The sequence below is a fragment of the Corallococcus exercitus genome, from assembly GCF_042231735.1.
In the GTDB taxonomy this organism is placed as follows: domain Bacteria; phylum Myxococcota; class Myxococcia; order Myxococcales; family Myxococcaceae; genus Corallococcus; species Corallococcus exercitus_B.
In genome coordinates, this window is the sequence record NZ_CP102577.1 from 9,704,209 (window position 1) to 9,731,137 (window position 26,929).

At 70.0% G+C, this 26,929-nt stretch carries 2 protein-coding genes; both read left to right on the forward strand.

Features of this window, described 5'->3' with window-relative positions:
* The first annotated feature begins 263 nt into the window (after positions 1-263).
* Complete coding sequence (locus tag NR792_RS39135; protein ID WP_375757785.1) at positions 264-26,390, forward strand: non-ribosomal peptide synthase/polyketide synthase; 26,127 nt, start codon at positions 264-266, stop codon at positions 26,388-26,390.
* Entirely contained in the window at positions 26,387-26,845 is a 459-nt protein-coding gene (locus NR792_RS39140; protein ID WP_375757786.1) for a hypothetical protein, read from the forward strand. Before NR792_RS39135 ends, NR792_RS39140 begins: the two co-directional genes overlap by 4 nt.
* The last annotated feature ends 84 nt before the right edge of the window (positions 26,846-26,929 follow it).

A 26,929-nucleotide genomic window follows, 5' to 3' on the forward strand; every position in this document is an offset into this window, starting at 1 on the left:
TTCATTCGCCCCGTCGCGGGACGTGTCAGGCCTGTTCCAGCCCCGCTGGAGAGCAGGCAGGCCGCGCGTCATGGAACGCATGGCAGGCCGCTGTTCAACCGAATAGTGTGAACAGCAGGTTTTATGGCCTCCCCCACGCTGCTCGCGCGACGAGCGGCAGGCCGTGCGTGATCGACATTTGGCGACATTGACCCGAAGGCCCTGCGTCCGGAGTCCGGGCGTCCTTCCGGGCCGCGTCGCGTCCAGGGTGCGGAGTCAATCCGATGAGCAGCAGCGGTGATCTGTCGAAGCGAATCGCGAATCTGTCTCCGGAAAAGCGCGCGGAGCTGCTGAAGAAGATGGCCGCGCAGAAGCAGGCCTCGGGCGCGGCGAACCGGGCCTCCTTCCCGCTGAGAGACCGCTCGCGGCCGGCGGAGCTGTCCTTCGCGCAGCAGCGGCTGTGGTTCATGGATCAGCTGGCGCCGGGCAGCCCGCTCTACAACGTGCCCGTGGCGGTGCGGCTGGAGGGCGCGCTGGACGTGGCGGTGCTGGAGCGCTCGCTGCGGGAGGTGGTGCGGCGGCACGAGTCGCTGCGCACGACCTTCCAGGGAGGCGATGGCGGGCCGGTGCAGCACTTCGCGGAAGCGCCCGTGCTGGAGCTGGAGCGGACGGACGTGAGCGCGCTCGCGGCGGAAGCCCGGGAGCCGGAGGCCTGGCGCCGGGTGAAGGAAGGGGCGCTGCGCCCCTTCGACCTCGCCACGGGCCCGCTGATGCGCGCGCTGCTGGTGAAGCTGGCGGACGCGGATCACCTGCTCCTGGTGGCGATGCACCACATCGTCTCCGACGGCTGGTCGCTGGGCGTGCTCGTGCGCGAGGTGGCGGTGCTCTACGCCACGTTCCAGCAGGGCCAGCCATCGCCGCTGCCGGAGCTGGCCGTGCAGTACGCGGACTACGCGGCGTGGCAGCGGGACACGTTGCAGGGCGCGGCGCTGGAGAAGCAGCTGGCGTACTGGCGCGGGCAGCTCTCGGGCGCTCCGCCCGCGCTGGAGCTGACGACGGACAAGCCCCGGCCCCCGGCGCGCGGCTTCCGGGGCGCGCGCGCGCCCATCCAGTGGTCGCGCGAGCTGACGGACGCGCTCCGGACGCTGGCGCAGCAGGAGGGCGCGACGCTGTTCATGGTGTTGCTGGCCGGGTGGCAGTCGCTGCTGTCGCGCTACTCCGGGCAGGACGACGTGAGCGTGGGCTCTCCCATGGCGGGGCGGACGCGCTCGGAGCTTGAAGGCCTCATCGGCATGTTCGTCAACACGCTGGTGCTGCGCTCGCGCTTCACGCCGGAGCTGTCCTTCCAGGGGCTGCTGCGCCAGGTGCGCGAGACGATGGTGGGCGCGACGGACCACCAGGACCTGCCCTTCGAGCGGCTGGTGGAGGCGCTCCAGCCGGACCGCGACTCGGGGCGCACGCCGTTCTTCCAGGTGATGTTCGCGCTGCAGAACGCGCCGCGCGGCCCGGTCGCCGTGCAGGGCCTGAAGCTGAACGCGATGGAGGTCGACACGCAGACCGCCAAGTTCGACCTGCTCCTCCAGCTCACGGAGGCGGACGGCAGCCTGAGCGGCTACGTGGAGTACGACACCGACCTCTTCCACGCCGCCACCGTCGCGCGGATGGTGGAGCACCTGCGCGGCCTGCTGGAGTCCGCCGTGGCCGAGCCCGGCAGGCCCGTGGCCCGGCTGCCCATGCTGGGGCCCGCCGAGCAGCGCCTGCTGGCCGAGGACTGGAACCGGACGCAGGCGGCGTATCCGCGGGAACAGCCGGTGCACGCGCTCTTCTCCGAGCAGGCGCGCAAGACGCCGGACCGGGCGGCGGTCGTGCAGGGCGTGGATGGCCGGACGCTGACGTACGGCGAGCTGGACGCGAAGGCGAACCAGCTGGCGCACCACCTGCGCGAGCTGGGCGTGAAGCGCGGCACGCGGGTGGGCGTGTACGTGGAGCGGTCGCTGGAGATGGTGGTGGGGCTGCTGGCCATCCTGAAGGCGGGCGGCGCGTACGTCCCGGTGGACCGCAACTACCCGGCGGAGCGCATCGCGCTGCTGCTGGAGGACGCGGGCGTCGAGGTGACGCTGACGCAGCAGTCACTGGTGGAGAAGCTGCCGGCTGGCGCGGGGGCACCGCTCTGCGTGGACACGGCGTGGGAAGCCCTCTCCCGCCATCCGGAGACGGCGCCGGACGTGGAGGCCGGGGGCGGGGACCTCGCGTACATCATCTTCACGTCGGGCAGCACGGGCCGCCCGAAAGGCGTGTGCGTCCCTCACCAGGGCATCACGCGGCTGGTGGTGGGCAACGGCTTCATGCGCTTCGGACCGGACGCGGTCTGGTCGCAGACGGGCCCGGTGGCGTTCGACGCCTCGACGCTGGAGCTGTGGGGCGCGCTGCTGCACGGAGCGAAGCTGGTGCTGGCGCCGCCACACGCGCTGACGCTGGAGGAGCTGGGCGGGCTCTTGAAGAAGGAGCGCATCAGCACGCTGTGGCTGACGACGGCGCTGTACGAGCAGATGGCGCTGCACCAGGGCGATGCGCTGGCGGGCGTGACGCAGGTGCTGACGGGCGGCGACGTGATGCCGGCGCAGCGAGCCCGTGAGCACCTGAAGCGGCTGCCGGAAGGCGCGGTGCTGGTGAACGCGTACGGCCCGACGGAGAACACCACGTTCTCCACCACGTACACGATGACGGGACGGACGGCGCTCGATGGCGCGGTGCCCATCGGCAAGCCGATCGGCAACTCGACGGCGTACGTGCTGGACGCGCACGGGGGTGCCGCGGGCGTGGGCGTACCGGGTGAGCTGTACGTGGGCGGCGAGGGCCTGGCGTGGGGCTACCTCAACCGTGCGGACCTGACGGCGGAGCGCTTCGTGCCGAACGCCTTCAGCACGGAGCCCGGCGCGCGGCTGTACCGCACCGGAGACAAGGCGCGGTGGAAGGAGGACGGCACGCTGGAGTTCCTGGGCCGCACCGACTTCCAGGTGAAGGTGCGTGGCTTCCGCATCGAGCTGGGTGAAATCGAAGCGGCGCTCATCCAGCATCCCGACGTGGCGGAGGCCGCGGTGGTGGTGCGCGGCCTGGGCGGGGACAAGCAGCTGGTGGGGTATGGGGTCCCGAAGCCGGGGCGGACGCTCGACGTGGCGGAGCTCCGGGGACACCTGCGGCAGCGGCTGCCGGAGTACATGGTGCCCGCCGTCCTGATGGTGCTGGAGGCGTTGCCGCTCAGCGCCAACGGGAAGGTGGACCGCAAGGCGCTGCCGGAGCCGGAGGCCCCGCGCTCGGAGAAGGTCCACGAGGCGCCCCGCACGGAGACGGAAGCGAAGCTGGCGGACATCTGGGCGCAGGTGCTGCGCGTGCCCCAGGTGGGCGTGAAGGACAACTTCTTCGAGCTGGGCGGTCACTCGCTGCTGGCGACGCAGGTGGCTTCGCGGATCCGGGCCGGGTTCGGTGTGGAGCTGCCCCTGCGGGAGCTGTTCGAGTCCGCCACCCTGGAGGCCCTGGCGCTGCGCCTGGAGCGCGCCACGCGCTCCCTCGCCCCGCCGCTGGTGTCCGTCTCGCGCGAGCAGTCCCTGCCGTTGTCGTTCGCGCAGCAGCGCCTGTGGTTCATTGATCAGCTGGAGCCGGGCAGCCCGCTCTACAACGTTCCGCTGGCGGTCCGGCTGGAGGGGCGGTTGGACGTCGCGGTGCTCCAGCAGGCGCTCGATGAGCTGGTGCGCCGTCACGAGGCGCTGCGCACGACGTTCACCGCGCACGAAGGCACCCCGGTGCAGGTCGTGAACCCGCCGTCGGCGATGCCGCTGGAGGTGGAGGACCTGCAAGGCCTTGAAGCGGGCCTGCGTGAGGAAGAGGCCCGCCGCCGCGTGATGGCGCAGGGACAGCGGCCCTTTGACCTGATGAGCGGGCCGCTGGTCCGCGCGCAGCTGGTGCGGCTGGACGCGCAGGACCACCTGCTCGCGCTCACGATGCACCACGCCATCTCGGATGGCTGGTCATTGGGCGTGCTCGTGCGGGAGATGGGCGCGCTGTATTCGGCGTTCGTGCAGGGGCAGCCGTCCTCCCTGCCGGAGCTGCCGTTGCAGTACGCGGACTACGCGGCCTGGCAGCGCGGCTGGCTCCAGGGAGACGCGCTCGAACGCGAAGTGGCCTTCTGGAAGGGCCGGCTCGAGGGCGCGCCCTCCGCCCTGGACCTGCCCACGGACCGTCCGCGCCCGGCGGTGCGGGGCAACGCGGGCGCGATGCACTTCTTCCAGTGGTCCCCCGCGATGACGCAGCGTCTGCGCGCACTGGCGCAGCGCGAGGGTGCCTCGCTGTACATGGTGCTGCTGGCGGGCTGGCAGGTGTTGCTGTCGCGCTACAGCGGCCAGCGGGACATCTGCGTGGGCTCGCCCATCGCGGGCCGGACGCGAGCGGAGCTGGAAGGGCTCATCGGCTTCTTCGTCAACACGCTGGTGCTGCGTGCGCAGGTGGACGGGGAGACGTCCTTCCGTGACTTGCTGAAGCAGGTCCGGGGCACGGTGCTGGAGGCCTACGAGCACCAGGACGTGCCCTTCGAGAAGCTGGTGGAGGCGCTGCAGCCCGAGCGCAGCCTGAGCCACACGCCGCTGTTCCAGACGCTGCTGGCGCTCCAGAACGTGCCTCAGGGCGACCTGGGCTTGCCGGGCATGACGCTCAAGCCGGTGATGATGGAGAGCCGCACGTCGAAGTTCGACCTGAGCGTCTTCTTCGTGGAGGAGGGCGAAGGGCTGAGGGGAACGCTCGAGTACAGCACCGAGCTGTTCGACGCCGCGACCGTGCGCCGGATGGTGGAGCACCTGCGAGTCCTCCTGGATGCGGCACTGTCGCGTCCGGAGCAGGCCGTGTCCCGGCTGCCGATGGTGGACGCGGAGGAGCGGCAGCGGATCCTCGACGGTGGCACCCGCACGGTGGCGGCGGCCACGGTCACCACACCGGTGCACGTGCTCTTCGCGGAGCAGGCGAGGAGGACGCCGGACGCGGTGGCGCTCAAGGCGCAGGATGGCCGGACACTGACGTACGCCGAGCTGGACGCGAAGGCGAACCAGCTGGCGCACCACCTGAGGAGCCAGGGAGTGATGCGCGGCACGCGAGTGGGCGTGTACGTGGAGCGCTCGGTGGAGATGGTGGCGGGCCTGCTGGCCATCCTGAAGGCCGGAGGTGTGTACATCCCGGTGGACCGCAACTACCCGGCGGAGCGCATCGCGCTGATGCTGGAGGACGCGGGCGTCGGGGTGACGCTGACGCAGCAGTCGCTGGTGGAGAAGCTGCCCAGGAGCGCAGGCCGGGCGCTGACGCTGGATACGGCATGGTTCGAAGCCTCCCGTCTGCCGCGGACTGCGCCACAGGGAGAAGTGAGCGCTGAGGACCTGGCGTACGTGATGTTCACGTCGGGGAGCACGGGGCGTCCGAAGGGCGTGAGCGTTCCGCACCGGGGCATTGCCCGACTGGTGGTGGGCAACGACTTCCTGCGCTTCGGGCCGGAGGAAGTCTGGCTGCAACTGGCGCCAGTGGCCTTTGACGCATCGACGTTGGAGCTGTGGGGCGCGCTGCTGCACGGAGCGAAGCTGGTGCTGGCGCCGCCGCACGCGCTGACGCTGGAGGAGCTGGGCGGGCTCTTGAAGAAGGAGCGCATCAGCACGCTGTGGCTGACGGCGGCGCTGTACGAGCAGATGGCGCTGCACCAGGTGGAGGCACTGGCTGGCGTATCGCAGGTGCTGGCGGGCGGAGACGTGCTGCCGGTCCCGCGCGTGCGTGAACACCTGAAGCGCCTTCCGCACGGCGCGGTGCTGGTGAACGGCTACGGCCCGACGGAGAACACCACCTTCTCCACCACGTACACGCTGACGCGTGACACGGCCCTTACGGCCTCGGTCCCCATCGGCAAGCCGATCGGGAACTCGACGGCATACGTGCTGGATGCGCACGGGGACGTAGCGGGCGTAGGCGTGCCGGGTGAGCTGTACGTCGGAGGCGAAGGCCTCGCATGGGGCTACCTCAACCGGTCGGACCTGACGGCGGAACGCTTCGTCCCGAACGGCTTCAGCACGAAGCCTGGCGCGCGGCTGTACCGCACCGGAGACAAGGCGCGGTGGAAGGAGGACGGCACGCTGGAGTTCCTGGGCCGCACCGACTTCCAGGTGAAGGTGCGTGGCTTCCGCATCGAGCTGGGCGAAATCGAAGCGGCGCTCCTGAAGCACGAGGGCGTCGCGGAGGCCACGGCGATCGTGCGGGAGGTGGGCGGCGACAAGCGGCTCATCGCCTGGCTCGTGGCGAAGCCGGGGCAGCACATCGACCCGAAGGCGGTGGAGTCGGAGCTGCGGCAGCGGTTGCCGGAGTACATGGTGCCGTCGGCGATGGGCGTGCTGGATGCGCTGCCGCTCACGGCCAATGGCAAGGTGGACCGCAAGGCCCTCGTGGCGCTGGACGCGCACGAGGCAGGCACCGCCTACGAGGCACCCCGCACGGAGGCGGAGCGAAAGCTGGCGGCCATCTGGGCGGAGGTCCTGCGCGTGCCCAGGGTGGGCGTGAAGGACAACTTCTTCTCGCTCGGTGGGCACTCGCTGCTGGCGACGCAGGTGGTGTCGCGGATCCGCGCGGAGCTGGGAGTGGAACTCTCGTTGCGAGTCCTCTTCGAGGCTCCCGTGCTGGAAGTCCTGGCCGAGCGGCTGGCAACAGCCGCGCGTCCGCGCCCCTCGGCGCTGGAGTCCGTCGCGAGTGATGGGGCGCCGCCCCTGTCGTTCGCGCAGCAGCGCCTGTGGTTCATCGATCAGCTGGAACCCGGAAGCGCGATCTACAACGTGCCCGTCGCGGTCCGGTTGCAGGGCACCTTGCAGCGGGGCGCGCTGGTGCGAGCCCTGGACGAAATCGTCCGGCGCCACGAATCCCTCCGCACGACGTTCGAGCTGCACGAAGGCCAGCCCGTGCAGCACATCCATCCCCATGCGCGCCTGCAGGTGGCGGACGTAGATCTCGAGGGAATCGACAGCGAGCAGCGGGAGCAAGAGGTCCGGCGTCGGCTCGGAGCCGAACTGGAGGAGCCCTTCGACCTGCACAGGGGGCCACTCATCCGCGCGAGCCTGCTGCGGCTGGGAAGCACGGACCATGTGCTGCTCATCACGATGCACCACATCGTGTCGGACGGCTGGTCGCTGGGAGTGCTGATCCGCGAAGTGGGGGCGTTGTACGCCGCCTTCACGGAAGGGCGCCCGTCGCCGCTGCCGGAGCTGTCCTTGCAGTACGCGGGCTACGCGGCGTGGCAGCGCGGTTGGCTGCAAGGGGAGACGCTCCAGAAGGAAGTGGACTTCTGGAAGGGGGCGCTCGCCGGGGCGCCGCCGGTGCTGGAGCTGCCCACGGATCATCCGCGTCCCGCGGTGCGAGGCAACGCGGGCGCGGTCCAGGCCTTCGTGCTGCCCTCCGCGCTGGAGCAGGGGCTGAAGGCCCTGGCGCAGCGCGAGGGTGCGTCGCTGTACATGGTGTTGCTGGCGGCATGGCAGGTGCTGCTGTCGCGCTACTCGGGGCAGACGGACATCAGCGTGGGTTCGCCCATCGCGGGCCGGACGCGGGCGGAGCTGGAAGGGCTCATCGGCTTCTTCGTCAACACGCTGGTGCTACGTGCCCAGGTGGATGGAGAGACGTCCTTCCGTGACTTGCTGAAGCAGGTCCGAGGCACGGTGCTGGAGGCCTACGAGCACCAGGACGTGCCCTTCGAGAAGCTGGTGGAGGCGCTGCAGCCCGAGCGCAGTCTGAGCCACACGCCCCTCTTCCAGTCCCTGCTGGCGCTGCAGAACACGCCGGAAGGAGAAGCACGGCTGCCCGGCCTCACGATGAAGCCGCTGGAACTGGAGATCCGCACGTCGAAGTTCGACGTAAGCGTCTTCTTCACGGAGACGGCGCAGGGCTTGAGTGGAGCGGTGGAGTACAGCACCGAGCTGTTCGAAGCCGCGACGGTGCTCCGGATGGTGGAACACCTGCGCGTGCTGCTGGAAGGCGTGGTGGCGAAGCCGGAGGCAGCGGTGGGTCGGCTGCCCCTGCTCACGCCCGCGGAGCGCCAGCAGGTGCTGGTGACGTGGAACCAGACGGCCACGCAGTACCCCCGCGAGCTGCCGGTGCACGCGCGCTTCGAGGCACAGGCGAGGAAGACGCCGGACGCGGTGGCGCTCAAGGCGCAGGACGGGCGGACGCTGACGTACGGCGAGCTGGACGCGAAGGCGAACCAGCTGGCGCACCACCTGCGGGGCCAGGGCGTGAAGCGCGGCACGCGGGTGGGCGTGTACGTGGAGCGCTCGTTGGAGATGGTGGCGGGGCTGCTGGCCATCTTGAAGGCCGGAGGTGCGTACGTCCCGGTGGATCGCAACTACCCGGCGGAGCGCATCGCGCTGCTGCTGGAGGATGCGGGCGTCGAAGTGACGCTGACGCAGCAGTCGCTGGTGGAGAAGCTGCCAGCAGGCGCGGGCACACCGCTGCTGCTGGATACGGCATGGAGTGAGGTTGTCCGTCAGCCGGAGACTGCGCCGCAGGGAGAGGTGGGCGCGGAAGACCTGGCGTACGTGATGTTCACGTCGGGGAGCACGGGGCGTCCGAAGGGCGTGAGCATTCCGCACCGGGGCATCACGCGGCTGGTGGTGGGCAATGACTTCCTGCGCTTCGGGCCGGAGGAAGTCTGGCTGCAACTGGCGCCAGTGGCCTTCGATGCGTCGACGTTGGAGCTGTGGGGCGCGCTGCTGCACGGAGCGAAGTTGGTATTGGCCCCGCCGCACGCGCTGACGCTGGAGGAACTGGGCGCGCTGTTGAAGCAGGAGCGCATCAGCACCCTGTGGCTGACGGCGGCGCTGTACGAGCAGATGGCGCTGCACCAGGTGGAAGCGCTGGCCGGTGTATCGCAGGTGCTGGCGGGCGGCGACGTACTGCCGGCCCCGCGCGTGCGCGAGCACCTGAAGCGGCTGCCGGAAGGCGCGGTGCTGGTGAACGGCTACGGCCCGACGGAGAACACCACCTTCTCCACCACGTACACGCTGACGCGCGACTCGGCCCTTACGGCCTCGGTGCCCATCGGCAAGCCGATCGGGAACTCGATGGCATACGTGCTGGACGCGCGCGGAGACGTGGCGGGCGTAGGCGTGCCGGGCGAGCTGTACGTGGGCGGCGAGGGCCTGGCGTGGGGCTACCTCAACCGTGCGGACCTGACGGCGGAGCGCTTCGTGCCGAACGCCTTCAGCACGGAGCCCGGCGCGCGGCTGTACCGCACCGGAGACAAGGCGCGGTGGAAGGAGGACGGCACGCTGGAGTTCCTGGGCCGCACCGACTTCCAGGTGAAGGTGCGTGGCTTCCGCATCGAGCTGGGCGAAATCGAAGCGGCGCTCCTGAAGCACGAGGGCGTCGCGGAGGCCACGGCGATCGTGCGGGAGGTGGGCGGCGACAAACGCCTCGTCGCGTACCTCGTGGCGAAGCCGGGGCAGAACATCGACCCGAAGGCGGTGGAGTCGGAGCTGCGGCAGCGGTTGCCGGAGTACATGGTGCCGTCGGCGATGGGCGTGCTGGAAGCGCTGCCGCTCACGGCCAATGGCAAGGTGGACCGCAAGGCCCTGCCTGAGCTCGAAGTGGCGCGCTCGGAGCGCGAGTACGAAGCGCCCCGCACGGAGGCGGAGCGAAAGCTGGCGGCCATCTGGGCGGAGGTCCTGCGGGTGCCCAGGGTTGGGCTCGGGGACAACTTCTTCTCGCTCGGTGGGCACTCGCTGCTCGCGACGCAGGTGGTGTCGCGGATCCGCTCGGAACTGGGCGCGGAGCTGCCCCTGCGGTCGCTGTTCGAGGCTCCCACCCTTGAGGCCCTGGCCCGACGGGTGGACACGGCCGCGCGTCCGCTGCCCTCGGTGCTCGAGGCCACCCTGAACGGTGGACCGGCGCCCCTGTCGTTCGCGCAGCAGCGGCTGTGGTTCATCGACCAGTTGGAGCCGGGCACGGCGCTCTACAACGTGCCCGTCGCGGTACGCCTGGAAGGCGAGCTGGACGTGGGAGCCCTGGAATGGGCTCTGCGTGAGGTCGTGCGCCGCCACGAGTCCCTCCGCACGACGTTCGACTTGCACGAAGGCCAGCCCGTGCAGCGCATCCAGCCCGATGTACGCCTCGGCATGGCGGAGGTCGACCTGGGAACGCTGGACAGCGCTCAGCGGGAGGAGGAGGTCCGTCGCAGGATCGGAGCGGAGCTTGCGGAGCCCTTCGACCTGCACAGGGGGCCACTCATCCGCGCGAGCCTGCTGCGGCTGGGAAGCACGGACCATGTGCTGCTCATCACGATGCACCACATCGTGTCGGACGGCTGGTCGCTGGGAGTGCTGATCCGCGAAGTGGGGGCGTTGTACGCCGCCTTCACGGAAGGGCGCCCGTCGCCGCTGCCGGAGCTGCCCTTGCAGTACGCGGGCTACGCGGCGTGGCAGCGCGGTTGGTTGCGAGGGGAGACGCTTCAGAAGGAAGTGGACTTCTGGAAGGGGGCGCTCGCCGGGGCGCCGCCGGTGCTGGAGCTGCCCACGGATCATCCGCGTCCCGCGGTGCGAGGCAACGCGGGCGCGGTCCAGGCCTTCGTGCTGCCCTCCGCGCTGGAGCAGGGGCTGAAGGCCCTGGCGCAGCGCGAGGGTGCGTCGCTGTACATGGTGTTGCTGGCGGCATGGCAGGTGCTGCTGTCGCGCTACTCGGGGCAGACGGACATCAGCGTGGGTTCGCCCATCGCGGGCCGGACGCGGGCGGAGCTGGAAGGGCTCATCGGCTTCTTCGTCAACACGCTGGTGCTACGTGCCCAGGTGGATGGAGAGACGTCCTTCCGTGACTTGCTGAAGCAGGTCCGAGGCACGGTGCTGGAGGCCTACGAGCACCAGGACGTGCCCTTCGAGAAGTTGGTGGAGGCGCTGCAGCCCGAGCGCAGTCTGAGCCACACGCCACTCTTCCAGTCCCTGCTGGCGCTGCAGAACACGCCGGAGGGAGAAGCACGGCTGCCCGGCCTCACGATGAAGCCGCTGGAGCTGGAGATCCGCACGTCGAAGTTCGACGTGAGCGTCTTCTTCACGGAGACGGCGCAGGGACTGAGTGGAGCGGTGGAGTACAGCACCGAGTTGTTCGAAGCCGAGACGGTGCGCCGGATGACGGAGCACCTGCGCGTGCTGCTGGAAGGCGTGGTGGCGAAGCCGGAGGCAGCGGTGGGCCGGCTGCCCCTGCTCACGCCCGAGGAGCGCCAGCAGGTGCTGGTGAAGTGGAATCAGTCGCAGGCGGAGTACGCCCGCGACGCGACGATTCCGCAGCTCTTCGAGGCGCAGGCGAAGCACACCCCGAATGCCGTGGCAGTGGTGAGCGGCAAGCAGCACCTGACGTACCGGGAAGTGGAGGCGAGGGCGAACCAGCTGGCCCACCGGCTGCGCAAGCTGGGCGTGGGCCCGGAGTCGCGAGTGGGCCTGTGCGTAGAGCGCACGGCGGACGTCGTGGTGGGAACGCTGGGCATCCTCAAGGCCGGTGGCGCATACGTGCCGCTGGACCCGAGCTACCCGAAGGAGCGCTTGGGCTGGCTGCTGGAAGACGCGCAGGGCCCAGCACTGGTGGCGCACTCGCACCTGCTGGAGTCGTTGCCTGCCTTCAGCGCGCAGGCCGTGTGCCTGGACCGTGAAGAAGACTGGGCGGACGAAACCTGCTGCCCGGTGACGTCGGGAGTGCGCCCGGAGAATGTGGCGTACCTCATCTACACGTCGGGAAGCACGGGCCGCCCGAAGGGCGTGGCGGTGACGCACCGGAACGCCGTGGCCTTCCTCGCGTGGGCAACGGAGACGTTCACGGAGGAGGAGACGAAGGCGGTGCTCGCGGCGACGAGCCTGAACTTCGACCTCTCCGTCTTCGAGCTCTTCGCGCCGCTGGTAAGGGGCGGCAGCGTGGTGGTGGTGCGCAATGCCCTGCACCTGGCGGAGGAGAAACCCGAGGCTGAAGTCACGCTCATCAACACGGTGCCCTCGGCGATGGCGCAACTGGTGCGCATGGGCGCGGTGCCGCCATCGGTGCAAGTCATCAACCTCGCGGGCGAAGCGCTGCCGGAGACACTGGCGAAGCAGGTGTACGCGGTGCCGACGGTGCGCAAGCTGTACAACCTGTACGGCCCGTCAGAGGACACGACGTACTCGACGTGGTCGCTGGTGGGGCGCGCGGAGGTGCCGAACATCGGCCGGCCGCTGACGAATACGCGGGCCTACGTACTGGACCGCTACCTCCAGCCGGTGCCCGTGGGTGTGGGCGGAGAGCTGTACCTGGCAGGAGAAGGCCAGGCACGTGGCTACCTGCTGAGGCCGGAGCTGACGGCGGAGAAGTTCCTGCCAGAAGTCTACGGGCCTGAAGGCAGCCGCATGTACCGCACGGGAGACCGGGTGCGGTACCGGGCGGACGGAGTGCTGGAGTACCTGGGCCGGGTGGACTTCCAGGTGAAGGTGCGAGGCTTCCGCATCGAGCTGGGCGAAGTGGAGTCCGCGCTGCGCCAGCAGGAGGCAGTGAAGGAAGCGGTGGTGGTGGCGAAGGGGGAGGGCGCGGAGAAGCGGCTCGTCGCGTACGTGGCGCCGAAGGCAGGCGCGACTTTGGAAGCCGAGGCCCTGAAGGCGAGCCTGCGTCAGCGGCTGCCGGAGTACATGGTGCCGGGCACGGTGATGGTGCTGGAGGCACTGCCGCTCAACTCCAACGGCAAGGTGGACCGCAAGGCCCTGCCGGAGCCGGAGGCACCGAAGGCCGGAAGCACATTCGAAGCGCCGCGCACGGAGACGGAAGCAAAGCTGACGGCCATCTGGGCGGAAGTGCTGCGCGTGCCGCGGGTGGGCGTGAGGGACGACTTCTTCGCGCTCGGTGGCCACTCGCTGCTCGCGACGCAGGTGGTGTCACGGGTGCGCATGGAGACGGGCGCGGAGCTGCCGTTGCGCGCGTTGTTCGAAGCGCGCACGGTGGAGTCGCTTGCTCGCCGGCTGGAGCAGAGCGCGTTCTCGAACATGACGGCGATGGGGCGGAGGCAGGGAGGTTCCGCCCGGCCGCTGTCGTTCGCGCAGCAGCGGCTGTGGTTCATCGACCAGCTGGAGCCGGGCACGGCGCTCTACAACGTCCCCGTGGCGGTGCGATTGGAGGGAGCACTGCGCCAGGACGTCCTGGAGCGGGCGCTGCGCACGGTGGTGCAGCGCCATGAAACGCTGCGGACGACCTTCGCGGAACAGGATGGTCAACCCATCCAGGTCATCCACGCGGACATGGCCTTGCGCCTGGACCGGGTGGAGTTGTCCGCAGGGGATGTGCTGCAACGGGAGGAACAGGCCCGAAAGCGGATCGAGCAGGAGGTGTTGACGCCGTTCGACCTGTCGCGCGGCCCGCTGTTCCGGGCACTCCTGCTGAAGCTGGGGGACGCCGGGCACGTGCTGGTCGTCACGATGCATCACATCGTGTCGGACGGCTGGTCGCTGGGTGTGCTCGTGCGGGAGATGGGCCTGCTGTACGCGGCCTTCACGGAGGGCCGTCCGTCGCCGTTGCCGGAGCTTCCCGTGCAGTATGGGGACTTCGCGGCCTGGCAGCGGGACTGGTTGCAGGGGGCGACGCTCCAGCGGGAGGTGGACTACTGGAAGCGGAAGCTCGCGGGCGCGCCGCCGGTGCTGGAGCTGCCCACGGATCATCCCCGTCCGCCGGTGCGAGGCAGTGCGGGTGCGACGCTGAACTTCCTCTGGCCGCAGTCGCTGGTCCAGGTGCTGCGGGAGCTGGGGAAGCGCGACGGCGCCTCGCTGTACATGGTGCTGCTCGCGGGCTGGCAGGTCCTGCTGTCGAGGTACTCGGGGCAGGAGGACATCAGCGTGGGCTCGCCCATCGCGGGCCGCACGCGCACGGAGGTGGAGGGCCTCATCGGCTTCTTCGTCAACACGCTGGTGCTGCGGACGCAGGTGTCCGGTGGCGCCTCCTTCGGTGCGCTCCTGAAGCAGGTCCGTGAGACGGTCCTGGAAGCGCAGGACCACCAACAGGTGCCGTTCGAGAAGCTGGTGGAAGCACTCCAGCCCGAGCGCGACCGGCGTCACACGCCCCTGTTCCAGGTGTTGTTGGCACTCCAGAACCTGCCCGACAGCGAAACCCACCTGCCAGGAATGACGCTCAAGCCCGTGAAGTTCGAGGGCGCGACGTCGAAGTTCGACCTGAGCCTCTTCTTCATGGAGACGCCGGGTGGGTTGCTCGGGTCGGTGGAGTACAGCACCGACCTGTTCGAAGCCGCGACGGTGCGCCGGATGACGGAGCACCTGCGCGTGCTGCTGGAAGGCGTGGTGGCGAAGCCGGACGAGGCAGTGGGCCGGTTGCCGCTGCTGACGGAGGCGGAGCGTCAGCAGGTGCTGGTGACGTGGAACCAGTCGCAGGCGGAGTACGCCCACGACGCGACGATTCCGCGGCTCTTCGAGGCGCAGGCGAAGCGCACTCCGGATGCCGTGGCGGTGGTGAGCGGCAAGCAGCACCTGACGTACCGGGAAGTGGAGGCGAGGGCGAACCAGCTGGCCCACCGGCTGCGCAAGCTGGGCGTGGGCCCGGAGTCGCGAGTGGGCCTGTGCGTGGAGCGCACGGCGGACGTCGTGGTGGGAACGCTGGGCATCCTGAAGGCAGGCGGCGCATACGTGCCGCTGGACCCGAGCTACCCGAAGGAGCGTCTGGGCTGGCTGCTGGAAGACGCGCAGGGCCCCGCGCTGGTGGCGCACTCGCACCTGCTGGAGTCGCTGCCTGCCTTCACCGCGCAGGCGGTGTGCCTGGACACGGATGCGACGTTGCCTGCGGAGCCGAAAGAGGCGCCGGAAGCAGGACTGCATCCAGAGAACGCGGCGTACCTCATCTACACGTCGGGAAGCACGGGCCGTCCGAAGGGCGTGGCCGTGACGCACCGGAACGCCGTGGCCTTCCTGGCCTGGGCGACGGAGACGTTCACGGAGGAGGAGACGAAGGCGGTGCTCGCGGCGACGAGCCTGAACTTCGACCTCTCCGTCTTCGAGCTCTTCGCGCCGCTGGTAAGGGGCGGCAGCGTGGTGGTGGTGCGCAATGCCCTGCACCTGGCGGAAGAAAAGCCCGAAGCGGAAGTCACGCTCATCAACACGGTGCCCTCGGCGATGGCGCAGTTGGTACGGCTGAATGCCGTACCTCCGTCGGTGCGGGTGGTGAACCTTGCGGGTGAAGCCCTGCCGGAGACACTGGCGAAGCAGGTGTACGCGGTGCCGACGGTACGCAAGCTGTACAACCTGTACGGCCCGTCAGAGGACACGACGTACTCAACGTGGTCGCTGGTGGGGCGCGAAGAGGTGCCGAACATCGGCCGGCCTCTCACCAACACTCGGGCGTACGTGCTGGACAAGTACCTCCAGCCCGTACCGGTGGGTGTCGCCGGAGAGCTGTACCTGGCAGGAGAAGGCCAGGCACGCGGCTACCTGCTGAGGCCGGAGCTGACGGCGGAGAAGTTCCTGCCAGAAGTCTACGGGCCTGAAGGCAGCCGCATGTACCGCACGGGGGACCGGGTGCGGTACCGGGCGGACGGAGTGCTGGAGTACCTGGGCCGGGTGGACTTCCAGGTGAAGGTGCGAGGCTTCCGCATCGAGCTGGGCGAAGTGGAGTCCGCGCTGCGCCAGCAGGAGGCGGTGAAGGAAGCGGTGGTGGTGGCGAAGGGGGAGGGCGCGGAGAAGCGCCTTGTCGCGTACGTGGCACCGAAGGCAGGTGCGACGTTGGAAGCAGAGGCCCTGAAGGCCAGCCTGCGTCAGCGGCTGCCGGAGTACATGGTGCCGGGCGCGGTGGTGGTGCTGGAGGCCCTGCCGCTCAACTCCAACGGCAAGGTGGACCGCAAGGCCCTGCCGGAGCCGGAGGCCCCGGCCTCCACCCGCACGTACGAAGCCCCGCGCACGACGGCGGAAGCGACGCTGGCGGCCATCTGGGCGGAAGTGCTGCGCGTCCCGCGGGTGGGCGTGAAGGACGACTTCTTCGCGCTGGGAGGCCACTCGCTGCTGGTGACGCAGGTGGTATCGCGCATCCGGACGGAGACCGGCGCGGAGCTGCCGCTGCGGGCAATGTTCGAGGCTCCCACCCTCGAGGCCCTGGCCCGACGGCTGGAGACGGCGAACCGAGCCCAGGAGTTCCTGCTGGGCGACACGTCCATGGGCACGGTGTCTCCGCTGTCATTCGCGCAGCAGCGGCTGTGGTTCATCGACCAGATGGCGCCAGGCACAGCGCTCTACAACGTGCCCGTGGCGGTGCGGCTGGAGGGCGCGCTGGACGTGACGGCCCTGGAGCGGGCCCTGCACGAGGTCGTGCGTCGCCATGACTCCCTGAGGACCACCTTCGAGGAGCGCGGCGGTCAGGCCATCCAGGTCATCCACCCCACGGCGTCGCTGGAGCTGGGCCGGGTGGACCTGCGGACCGTTGATGAAGCCCGCCGTGAGGCGGAGGCCCACCGGCAGGTGGAGCAGGAGATGCTCCGTCCGTTCGACCTGGGCCGTGGGCCGTTGATCCGCACCCAGCTGTTCACGCTCGGGGAGCGCGAGCACGTCCTCGTGGTGACGATGCACCACATCGTGTCGGACGGCTGGTCGCTGGGCGTGTTGATCCGCGAAGTGGGCGCGCTGTACGCGGCCTTCGTCTCGGGAAAGCCGTCACCCCTCCCCGAGCTGCCCGTGCAGTACGCGCGCTACGCCGCCTGGCAGCGCGGCCGGCTCCAGGGCGACGTCCTGGCTCGGCAGGTGGACTACTGGAAGCAGAAGCTCGCCGGCGCGCCGCCGGTGCTGGAGCTGCCCACGGACCGTCCGCGTCCTCCCGAACGGGGCATCGCGGGGGCGGCGCACGCCTTCACCCTGTCCCAGCGGCTGGCTGAAGGCCTTGGCGCCCTGGCCCAGCGTGAGGGCGGGTCGCTGTACATGGTGCTGCTCGCCGGGTGGCAGGTGCTGATGGCGCGCTACTCCGGCCAGACGGACATCAGTGTGGGCTCGCCCATCGCGGGCCGCACACGCGCGGAGCTGGAGGGGCTCATCGGCTTCTTCGTCAACACGCTGGTGCTGCGCGCGAACGTGGAGGGCCGCCTGTCCTTCCGCGAACTGCTCGCCCAGGTGCGCGAGACGGTCCTGGACGCGTACGAGCACCAGGAGGTGCCGTTCGAGAAGCTGGTGGAGGCGCTGCAGCCGGAGCGCAGCCTCAGCCACACGCCGCTCTTCCAGACGATGCTGGCCCTGCAGAACGTGCCTCAGGGCGAGCTGCGGCTGCCGGACCTGGCCCTCAAGCCAGTGGAGGCGGAGAGCCCCATCGCGAAGTTCGACCTGAGCGTGACGCTCATGGAGGGGCCTCGCGGGATCTCGGGTGCCCTGGAGTACAGCACGGAGTTGTTCGACGCGGGCACCATCCAGCGGATGGTCACGCATTGGATCACGCTCCTCGAAGGCGCGGTGGAGCGTCCGGACACGCGCGTGTCCCGCCTGCCCCTGCTGACCGGCGCCGAGCGCCGCGAGATGCTGGTGACGTGGAACGCCACGCGGGCGCCGTTCCCCGAGGCGTGCGTGCATTCGCTCTTCGAGGCGCAGGTCCGTCGCGCGCCAGAGACAGTGGCTGCGGTCTTCGAGGGGACGCAGCTGACGTATGCGCAGCTGGATGCGCGCGCCAATCAGCTCGCCCATGCCCTGCGCCGTCGTGGCGTGGGTCCGGAAGTCCGCGTCGCCCTCAGCGTCGAGCGTTCGCTCGATGTCGTCATCGGCCTCCTCGGCATCCTGAAGGCCGGTGGCGCCTGGGTGCCCGTGGATCCGCTGCTGCCCCGTGAGCGTCTGGCCTTCATGCTGGAGGACAGCGCCGTGCAGGTGCTCGTCACGCAGCAAGCACTGGTGGCCCGCTTCCCGGAGGCGCTGCATGCCCGGGCGCTCTGCCTGGACACGGAGCGCGGTGCTCTCGCCGAAGCGCCTGCGCATGCGCCCATGACAGGTGTGACGCCCGCGAACCTGGCGTACCTGCTCTACACGTCCGGCAGTACGGGGACGCCGAAGGGCACGGCGGTGGAACACCGCGGTGTCGCCAACCTCGTCACCCACGAGGCGGTGGCCTACGGCATCGGGCCCGGCAGCCGCGTGCTCCAGTTCGCGAGCCTCAGCTTCGACCTGTCGGTGGAGGAGATCTTCACCACGCTCTGCAACGGCGCCACGCTGGTGCTCGCCCCGCTGGAGAAGTTGATGCCGGGCGCGCCCCTGCCCGTGCTGCTGCGTGAGCAGGAGTTGAGTGTCGTCAGCCTCACCCCCGCGGCGCTGGCGGCTACGTCGTCCGAAGGGCTGTCCAAGGTGCGCACCGTCATCTCCGGCGGGGAGGCCCTGCCCGCGGAGGTCGTCGCGCGCTGGGCTCCGGGGCGGCGTCTGCTCAATACGTACGGCCCCACGGAAGCCACCGTCGTCGCCACGTTCGGCGAGGTGGTCGCGGATGGAAACGTGCCCTCCATCGGCAAGCCCTTGGCGAACGTGCGCGTCTACGTGCTCGACCCGCACGGGCAGCCGGTGCCCATGGGCGTGCGCGGCGAGCTGCACATCGGTGGCGTGGGCGTCGCGCGTGGGTACGCGGGACGGCCGGGCCTCACCGCCGAGCGCTTCATCCCGGACGCCTTCTCAGGTGAAGAGGGCGCCCGTCTCTACCGTACGGGCGACGTGGTGCGCTGGCGCGCGGATGGCCAGCTGGACTTCATCGGCCGCATCGACGCCCAGGTGAAGGTGCGCGGCTTCCGCATCGAGCTGGGCGAGGTCGAAACCGCGCTGGCGCGGCAGCCGGGCGTGAGCGAGGCGGTGGTGTTGGTGCGGGGCGACGGCGCCGACAAGCGGCTCGTAGGCTACGTCGTGGCGAAGGAAGGCCACGCGCTGGACGTGGACACACTGCGCACGGGCCTGCTCCAGGGGTTGCCCGAGTACATGATCCCCTCGGCGTTGCTGCTGCTGGACGCGATGCCGCTCAACGCGAATGGCAAGGTGGACCGCAGGGCATTGCCGGAGCCGGAGGCCGCCCGCCTGGGCAACGCCTACGTGGCCCCGCGCACCGTGACGGAGGCGAAGGTCGCGACCGTCTGGGCGGAGGTGCTGCGCCTGGAGCGCGTGGGCGTGAAGGACAACTTCTTCGCGCTGGGCGGCCACTCGCTGCTGGCGACGCAGGTGGTGTCGCGCATCCGCATGGCGCTGGGCGTGGAGATGCCGTTGCGCCTGCTGTTCGAGGCGCCCACGGTGGAAGCGCTGGCGCTGCGGCTCAGCCAGCTGGGACGCTCCGGCGTGCCGATGCTGAGCGCCGGGGCGCGTCCCGCGTCGCTGCCGTTGTCGTTCGCCCAGCAGCGGCTCTGGTTCATCGACCAGCTGGAGCCGGGCAGCCCGCTCTACAACGTGCCGACGGTGGTGCGGCTGGAGGGCGACCTGGACGCCTCGGCGCTGGAGCAGGCCCTGCACGGGGTCGTGCGCCGCCATGAAGCCCTGCGCACGACGTTCGAAGAGGAAGCGGGCCAGCCGGTCCAGCGCATCCACGCGTCCGTGGACGTGCCGCTGCGCCTCGTGGACCTGGGGATGTCCGGTGAAGCGGGGGAGGAGGAGGCCCGACGCCGGGTGCTGGAGGAGATGGCCCGGCCCTTCGACCTGATGCGGGGCCCGCTCGTGCGCGCGCTGTTGGTGCGCCTGGACGCGCGCGACCACGTGCTCGTCGTCACGATCCACCACTCCGTCTCCGACGGATGGTCGGTGGGCGTCCTGCTGCGGGAGCTCGTCATGCTGTACACCGCGCGGTCACGGGGGCTGGAGGCGAGCTTGCCTCCGCTGCCGGTGCAGTACGCGGACTACGCGGCCTGGCAGCGGGACTGGCTGCGGGATGAGACGCTTCAGCGCGAAGTGGCCTACTGGAAGCAGTCGCTCACGGGGGCGCCGCCGGTGCTGGAACTGCCCACGGACCGTCCGCGTCCGGCGGTGCGCACCAACGCCGGCACGACGCTGGGCTTCATGCTGTCCCCGGAGCTGTCGCGCGGGCTGGGCGCGCTCGCCCAGAAGGAGGGCGTGTCGCTGTTCATGGTGTTGCTGGCGGGATGGCAGGTGCTGCTGTCGCGCTACTCCGGCCAGACGGACATCAGCGTGGGTTCGCCCATCGCGGGCCGCACGCGCGCGGAGGTGGAGGGCCTCATCGGCTTCTTCGTCAACACGCTGGTGCTGCGCGCGCAGGTGGAGGGGGACCTGTCCTTCCGGGCGTTGCTCGCGCAGGTGCGGGAGACGGTGCTGGGCGCGTACGAGCACCAGGACGTGCCCTTCGAGAAGCTGGTGGAAGCGCTGCATCCCGAGCGCAGCCTGAGCCATACGCCGCTGTTCCAGACGCTGCTGGCGCTCCAGAACGTGCCCATCGACGAGGCCCAGCTCCCGGGGCTGGTGCTCAAGCCCCTGGCCTTGGAAGGCCGCACGTCGAAGTTCGACGTGAGCGTCTTCTTCACGGAGACCCCGCAGGGGCTGAGCGGATCAGTGGAGTACAGCACCGACCTGTTCGAAGCCGAGACGATGCGCCGGATGGTGGAACACCTGCGCGTGTTGCTGGAAGGCATGGTGGCGAAGCCGGAGGCAGCGGTGGGCCGGCTGCCCCTCCTCACGCCCGAGGAGCGCCAGCAGGTGCTGGTGCAGTGGAATCAGTCGCAGGCGGAGTACGCGCGCGACGCGACGATTCCGCAGCTCTTCGAGGCGCAGGCGAAGCGCACCCCGAATGCCGTGGCGGTGGTGAGCGGCAAGCAGCACCTGACGTACCGGGAGGTGGAGGCGAGGGCGAACCAGTTGGCCCACCGGCTGCGCAAGCTGGGCGTGGGCCCGGAGTCACGAGTGGGCCTGTGCGTGGAGCGCACGGCGGACGTGGTGGTGGGGACGCTGGGCATCCTGAAGGCAGGCGGCGCATACGTGCCGCTGGACCCGAGCTACCCGAAGGATCGGCTGGGCTGGCTGTTGGAGGATGCGCAGGGCCCTGCGCTGGTGGCGCACTCACACCTGTTGGAGTCGCTGCCTACCTTCAGCGCCCAGGCGGTGTGCCTGGACCGTGAAGAGGACTGGGCGGACGAGTCCTGCTGCTCGGTGACGTCGGGAGTGCGCCCGGAGAACGTGGCGTACCTCATCTACACGTCGGGAAGCACCGGGCGTCCGAAGGGCGTGGCGGTGACGCACCGGAACGCGGCGGCCTTCCTCGCGTGGGCGACGGAGACGTTCACGGAGGAGGAGACGAAGGCGGTGCTCGCGGCGACGAGCCTGAACTTCGACCTCTCCGTTTTCGAACTCTTCGCACCGCTGGTAAGGGGCGGCAGCGTGGTGGTGGTGCGCAATGCCCTGCACCTGGTGGAGGAGAAGCCCGAGGCGGAAGTCACGCTCATCAACACGGTGCCGTCCGCGATGGCGCAACTGGTGCGCCTGGGAGCGGTGCCGTCGTCGGTGCAAGTCATCAACCTCGCGGGTGAAGCGCTGCCGGAGACGCTGGCGAGGCAGGTGTACGCGGTGCCGACGGTGCGCAAGCTGTACAACCTGTATGGCCCGTCAGAGGACACGACGTACTCGACGTGGTCGCTGGTGGGGCGCGAAGAAGTGCCAAACATCGGTCGGCCTCTCACCAACACGCGGGCCTACGTACTGGACCGCTACCTCCAGCCGGTGCCCGTGGGTGTGGCCGGAGAGCTGTACCTGGCAGGAGAAGGCCAGGCGCGCGGCTACCTGCTGAGGCCGGAGCTGACGGCGGAGAAGTTCCTGCCAGAAGTCTACGGGCCTGAAGGCAGCCGCATGTACCGCACGGGGGACCGGGTGCGGTACCGGGCGGACGGCGTGCTGGAGTACCTGGGCCGGGTGGACTTCCAGGTGAAGGTGCGAGGCTTCCGCATCGAGCTGGGCGAAGTGGAGTCCGCGCTGCGCCAGCAGGAGTCGGTGAAGGAAGCGGTGGTGGTGGCGAAGGGGGAGGGCGCGGAGAAGCGGCTCGTCGCGTACGTGGCACCGAAGGCAGGCGCGACTTTGGAAGCGGAGGCACTGAAGGCGAGCCTGCGTCAGCGGCTGCCGGAGTACATGGTGCCGGGCGCGGTGGTGGTGCTGGAGGCCCTTCCGCTCAACTCCAACGGCAAGGTGGACCGCAAGGCCCTGCCGGAGCCGGAAGCGCCGAAGGCCGGAAGTACGTACGAAGCGCCGCGCACGGAGACGGAAGCAAAGCTGACGGCCATCTGGGCGGAAGTGCTGCGCGTGCCGCGGGTGGGCGTGAGGGACGACTTCTTCGCGCTCGGTGGCCACTCGCTGCTCGCGACGCAGGTGGTGTCACGGGTGCGCATGGAGACGGGCGCGGAGCTGCCGTTGCGCGCGTTGTTCGAAGCGCCGACGGTGGAGTCACTCGCTCGCCGGCTGGAGAAGTCCGGACGCGCGAGGGCACCGGCCCTCGTGCCCGTGTCACGGGAAGCACCGTTGCCGCTGTCGTTCGCGCAGCAGCGGCTGTGGTTCATCGACCAGCTGGAGCCGGGCACGGCGCTCTACAACGTGCCGGTGGCGGTGCGGCTGGAAGGTGACCTGGACGTGGGCGCGCTGAAGCGGGCCCTGCAGGAGGTGGTGCGCCGCCACGAGGCCCTGCGCACGACGTTCATCGCGGGCAACCCGGAGCCGGTGCAACGGACCACGTTCGACAGCACCTTCAAGCTGGCGGTGGACGACCTGACGTCGAACGCCCCCGCGCTCCAGCGGCGCGTGGAGCAGGAAGTGCTGCGGCCCTTCGAACTGGCACACGGCCCGCTGATCCGGGCGCTGTTGCTGAAGCTGGCCGAACGGGAGCACGTGCTCGTCGTCACGATGCATCACATCGTGTCGGACGGGTGGTCGCTCGGTGTGCTGATCCGCGAGGTCAGTACGCTCTACGCGGCCTTCGTGCAGGGCCTTCCCTCACCGCTGCCGGAACTGCCGGTGCAGTACGCGGACTACGCGACGTGGCAGCGCGGCTGGTTGCAGGGCACGACGCTCCAGAGGGAAGTGGACTACTGGAAGCAGAAGCTCGCCGGTGCGCCGCCGGTGCTGGAACTGCCCACGGACCGTCCGCGTCCCGCGGTGCGAGGCAACGCGGGTGCGACCCAGGGCTTCCTCTGGCCTCAATCGCTGGCCCAGGGGCTGCGAGGTCTCGCGCAGCGCGAAGGCGCCTCGCTGTACATGGTGCTGCTGGCGGGCTGGCAGGTGCTGCTGTCGCGCTACTCCGGCCAGACGGACATCAGCGTGGGGTCGCCCATCGCGGGCCGCACGCGCACGGAAGTGGAGGGCCTCATCGGCTTCTTCGTCAACACGCTGGTGCTGCGGACGGACCTGTCCGGAGACCCCAGCTTCCGGGGCCTGCTCCAGCAGGTGCGTGAGACGGTCCTGGAGGCGCAGGAGCACCAGGAGGTGCCCTTCGAGAAGCTGGTGGAGGCGCTCCAGCCCGAGCGCAGCCGCAGCCACACGCCGCTGTTCCAGACGCTGCTCGCGCTCCAGAACGTGCCCGTGGGTGAAGCCCGGCTGCCCGGAATGACGCTCAAGCCCGTGGACTTCGAAGGGCGCACGTCGAAGTTCGACGTGAGCGTCTTCTTCACGGAGACCCCGCAGGGGCTGAGCGGATCGGTGGAGTACAGCACCGAGCTGTTCGAAGCCGAGACGGTGCGCCGGATGGTGGAGCACCTGCGCGTGCTGCTGGAAGGCGTGGTGGCGCAGCCGGAGGAGTCCGTGGGCCGATTGCCCCTACTCACGCCCGCGGAGCGTCAGCAGGTGCTGGTGACGTGGAATCAGTCGCAGGCGGAATACGCGCGCGACGCAACCATCCCGCAGCTCTTCGAGGCGCAAGCGAAGCGCACTCCGGAGGCCGTCGCGGTGGTGAGCGGCAAGCAGCGGCTGACGTATCGCGAAGTGGAGGCAAGGGCGAACCAGTTGGCGCACCGGTTGCGCAAGCTGGGCGTGGGCCCGGAGTCACGAGTCGGCCTGTGCGTGGAGCGCACGGCGGACGTCGTGGTGGGAACGCTGGGCATCCTCAAGGCCGGCGGCGCATACGTGCCGCTGGACCCGAGCTACCCGAAGGAGCGCTTGGGCTGGCTGCTGGAAGACGCGCAGGGCCCCGCGCTGGTGGCGCACTCGCACCTGCTGGAGTCGTTGCCTGCCTTCAGCGCGCAGGCCGTGTGCCTGGACCGTGAAGAGGACTGGGCGGACGAGACCTGCTGCCCGGTGACGTCGGGAGTGCGCCCGGAGAACGTGGCGTACCTCATCTACACGTCGGGAAGCACGGGCCGTCCGAAGGGCGTAGCCGTGACGCACCGGAACGCCGTGGCCTTCCTGGCCTGGGCGACGGAGACGTTCACGGAGGAGGAGACGAAGGCGGTGCTCGCGGCGACGAGCCTGAACTTCGACCTCTCCGTTTTCGAGCTCTTCGCGCCACTGGTAAGGGGCGGCAGCGTGGTGGTGGTGCGCAATGCCCTGCACCTGGTGGAGGAGAAGCCCGAGGCGGAAGTCACGCTCATCAACACGGTGCCCTCGGCGATGGCGCAACTGGTACGCCTGGGAGCGGTGCCGCCGTCGGTGCGCGTGGTGAACCTCGCGGGCGAAGCGCTGCCAGAGACGCTGTCAAAGGCCGTGTACGGCATCCCCACGGTGCGCAAGCTGTACAACCTGTACGGCCCGTCAGAGGACACGACGTACTCGACGTGGTCGCTGGTGGGGCGCGAAGAAGTGCCGAACATCGGCCGGCCTCTCACCAACACGCGGGCATACGTGCTGGACCGCTACCTCCAGCCGGTGCCCGTGGGTGTCGCCGGAGAGCTGTACCTGGCGGGAGAAGGTCAGGCGCGCGGCTACCTGCTGAGGCCGGAGCTGACGGCGGAGAAGTTCCTGCCAGAAGTCTACGGGCCCGAGGGCAGCCGCATGTACCGCACGGGAGACCGGGTGCGGTACCGGGCGGACGGCGTGCTGGAGTACCTGGGCCGAGTCGACTTCCAGGTGAAGGTGCGAGGCTTCCGCATCGAGCTGGGCGAAGTCGAAGCCGCCCTGCGCCAGCAGGAGTCGGTGAAGGAAGCGGTAGTCGTGGCGAAGGGGGAGGGCGCGGAGAAGCGGCTCGTCGCGTACGTGGCACCGAAGGCAGGCGCGACGCTGGAAGCGGAAGCCCTGAAGGCCAGCCTGCGTCAGCGGCTGCCGGAGTACATGGTGCCGGGCACGGTGATGGTGCTGGAGGCACTGCCGCTCAACTCCAATGGCAAGGTGGACCGCAAGGCCCTGCCGGACCTGGACGTCTCCAGGTCCCAGGCCGAGGACTTCGTCGCGCCCCGTGACGCGCTGGAGTCCCAGCTCGTCAAGGTGTGGGAGGAGGTCTTGGGCGTGCAGCCCATCGGTGTCCGCACCAGCTTCTTCGCGCTGGGAGGCCACTCGCTGCTCGCGGTCCGCATGGTGGCGGAGCTGCGCGAACGCCTGGGCCGCGAAGTGCCCCTGGCCGCGCTCTTCCAGCACCCCACCGTGGAGGAGCTGGCGAAGCTGCTGCGCGACGAAGCCGGAGCGTGGTCGCCGCTCGTCCCGCTGGAGAAGGGCGAGCCGGGCCGCAGGCCCCTGTTCCTCGTCCATCCGGGTGGCGGCAACGTGCTCGCGTACCCGGAGCTGGCGCGGCTCCTGGGGCCCCACCAGCCCGTCATCGGCATCCAGGCGCGGGGCCTCCAGGTGGGCCATGCCGTCGTGGAGACCGTGGAGGAGATGGCGGCCCTGTACGTGGACGCCATCCGCGCGGAGCAGCCGGAGGGGCCCTACCTCCTCGCCGGCTGGTCACTCGGCGGCGTCATCGCCTTCGAGATGGCTCGTCAGCTGCGCGCCCAGGGACAGCCCGTGGGCCTGCTGGCGCTCGTGGACGCCTTCGTTCCCGGCGTCCAGCAGCCTTCCGCCGAGGCCCCGAAGAAGGACCCCGACGCCAGCGTGCGCGTCGCCTTCGCCCAGACGGTGGCCCAGGCCTTCTCCCTGACCCTGCCCGTGCCGGACGAGGCCCTGGAGCGCATGGACGACGACGCCATGCTGGGGACGCTCCTCGCCGTGGGCGTCCAGGCCGGCCTCCTGGAGGAAGCGACGGGCCGCGAGCAATTGCGCGCCCTGTTCCGCGTCTACCAGGCCAACCTGCGCGCCATGGACCGCTATACCCCCGGCCCCTACGAGGGCCCGGCCCTGCTCCTCGCCGCCACGGAGGCGACGCCTACCTCCGGGGTGCCTCGCCACCGGGGCTGGGAGCCCTGGGTCCGGGGGGGACTGGACGTGAGGGACGTCCCTGGGGGACACCATCAGCTCATGCAGGAGCCGTACGTGCGGCACGTGGCCACGCTGTTGCGCGAGGCCCTGGAGGACAAGTCATGACCGTTGAAACATCCGAGACATCCCGCGGGGGCTCGCCATGGCCCAACCGCCTCATCCTGGCCGTGTGGTTCGTGTGCTTCTCCGTGGGCTCGCTGATCCACATCCTCACCGTGGCGAAGTTCGGCCTCTTCGCGAACGACCCGGCGGATCCGCTGCCCATGGGCTTCGTCGTCGTGAACGAGCTGTTCACCGTCCTCAACCCCCTCACCATCCTGCTGCTCATCTTCAAGCGGCGGGCGGGCATCGTGTCGGCGCTGGGCGTGGTGGCGCTCGTCTTCGCCCTCAACATCGCGTTGATGGTGTGGTTCTGGGTCGCGAAGCAGCACCTGCACACCGTGTGGCTGTACCTCAATGGCACCATGGGGGTGTTCATGGCCGCCACGGCCAGGCGCCTGTGGCGGGCCGCCCCCCCGGCGGGCGAACTCCCACCCGTCACCACCCCGAGCCCCACCTAGCCCCCGTCCCCCTGGCTGGTCACCGGCCGGCCCCGGAGAGGCGTCCCCAGGGTGAAACCCTCGGCCTGGACGGGCATCCTTGAG

Coding starts and splice junctions, on each gene's coding strand:
- NR792_RS39135 (WP_375757785.1), top strand. CDS start 264: ATGAGCAGCAGCGGTGATCTGTCGAAGCGAATCGCGAATCTGTCTCCG.
- NR792_RS39140 (WP_375757786.1), top strand. CDS start 26,387: ATGACCGTTGAAACATCCGAGACATCCCGCGGGGGCTCGCCATGGCCC.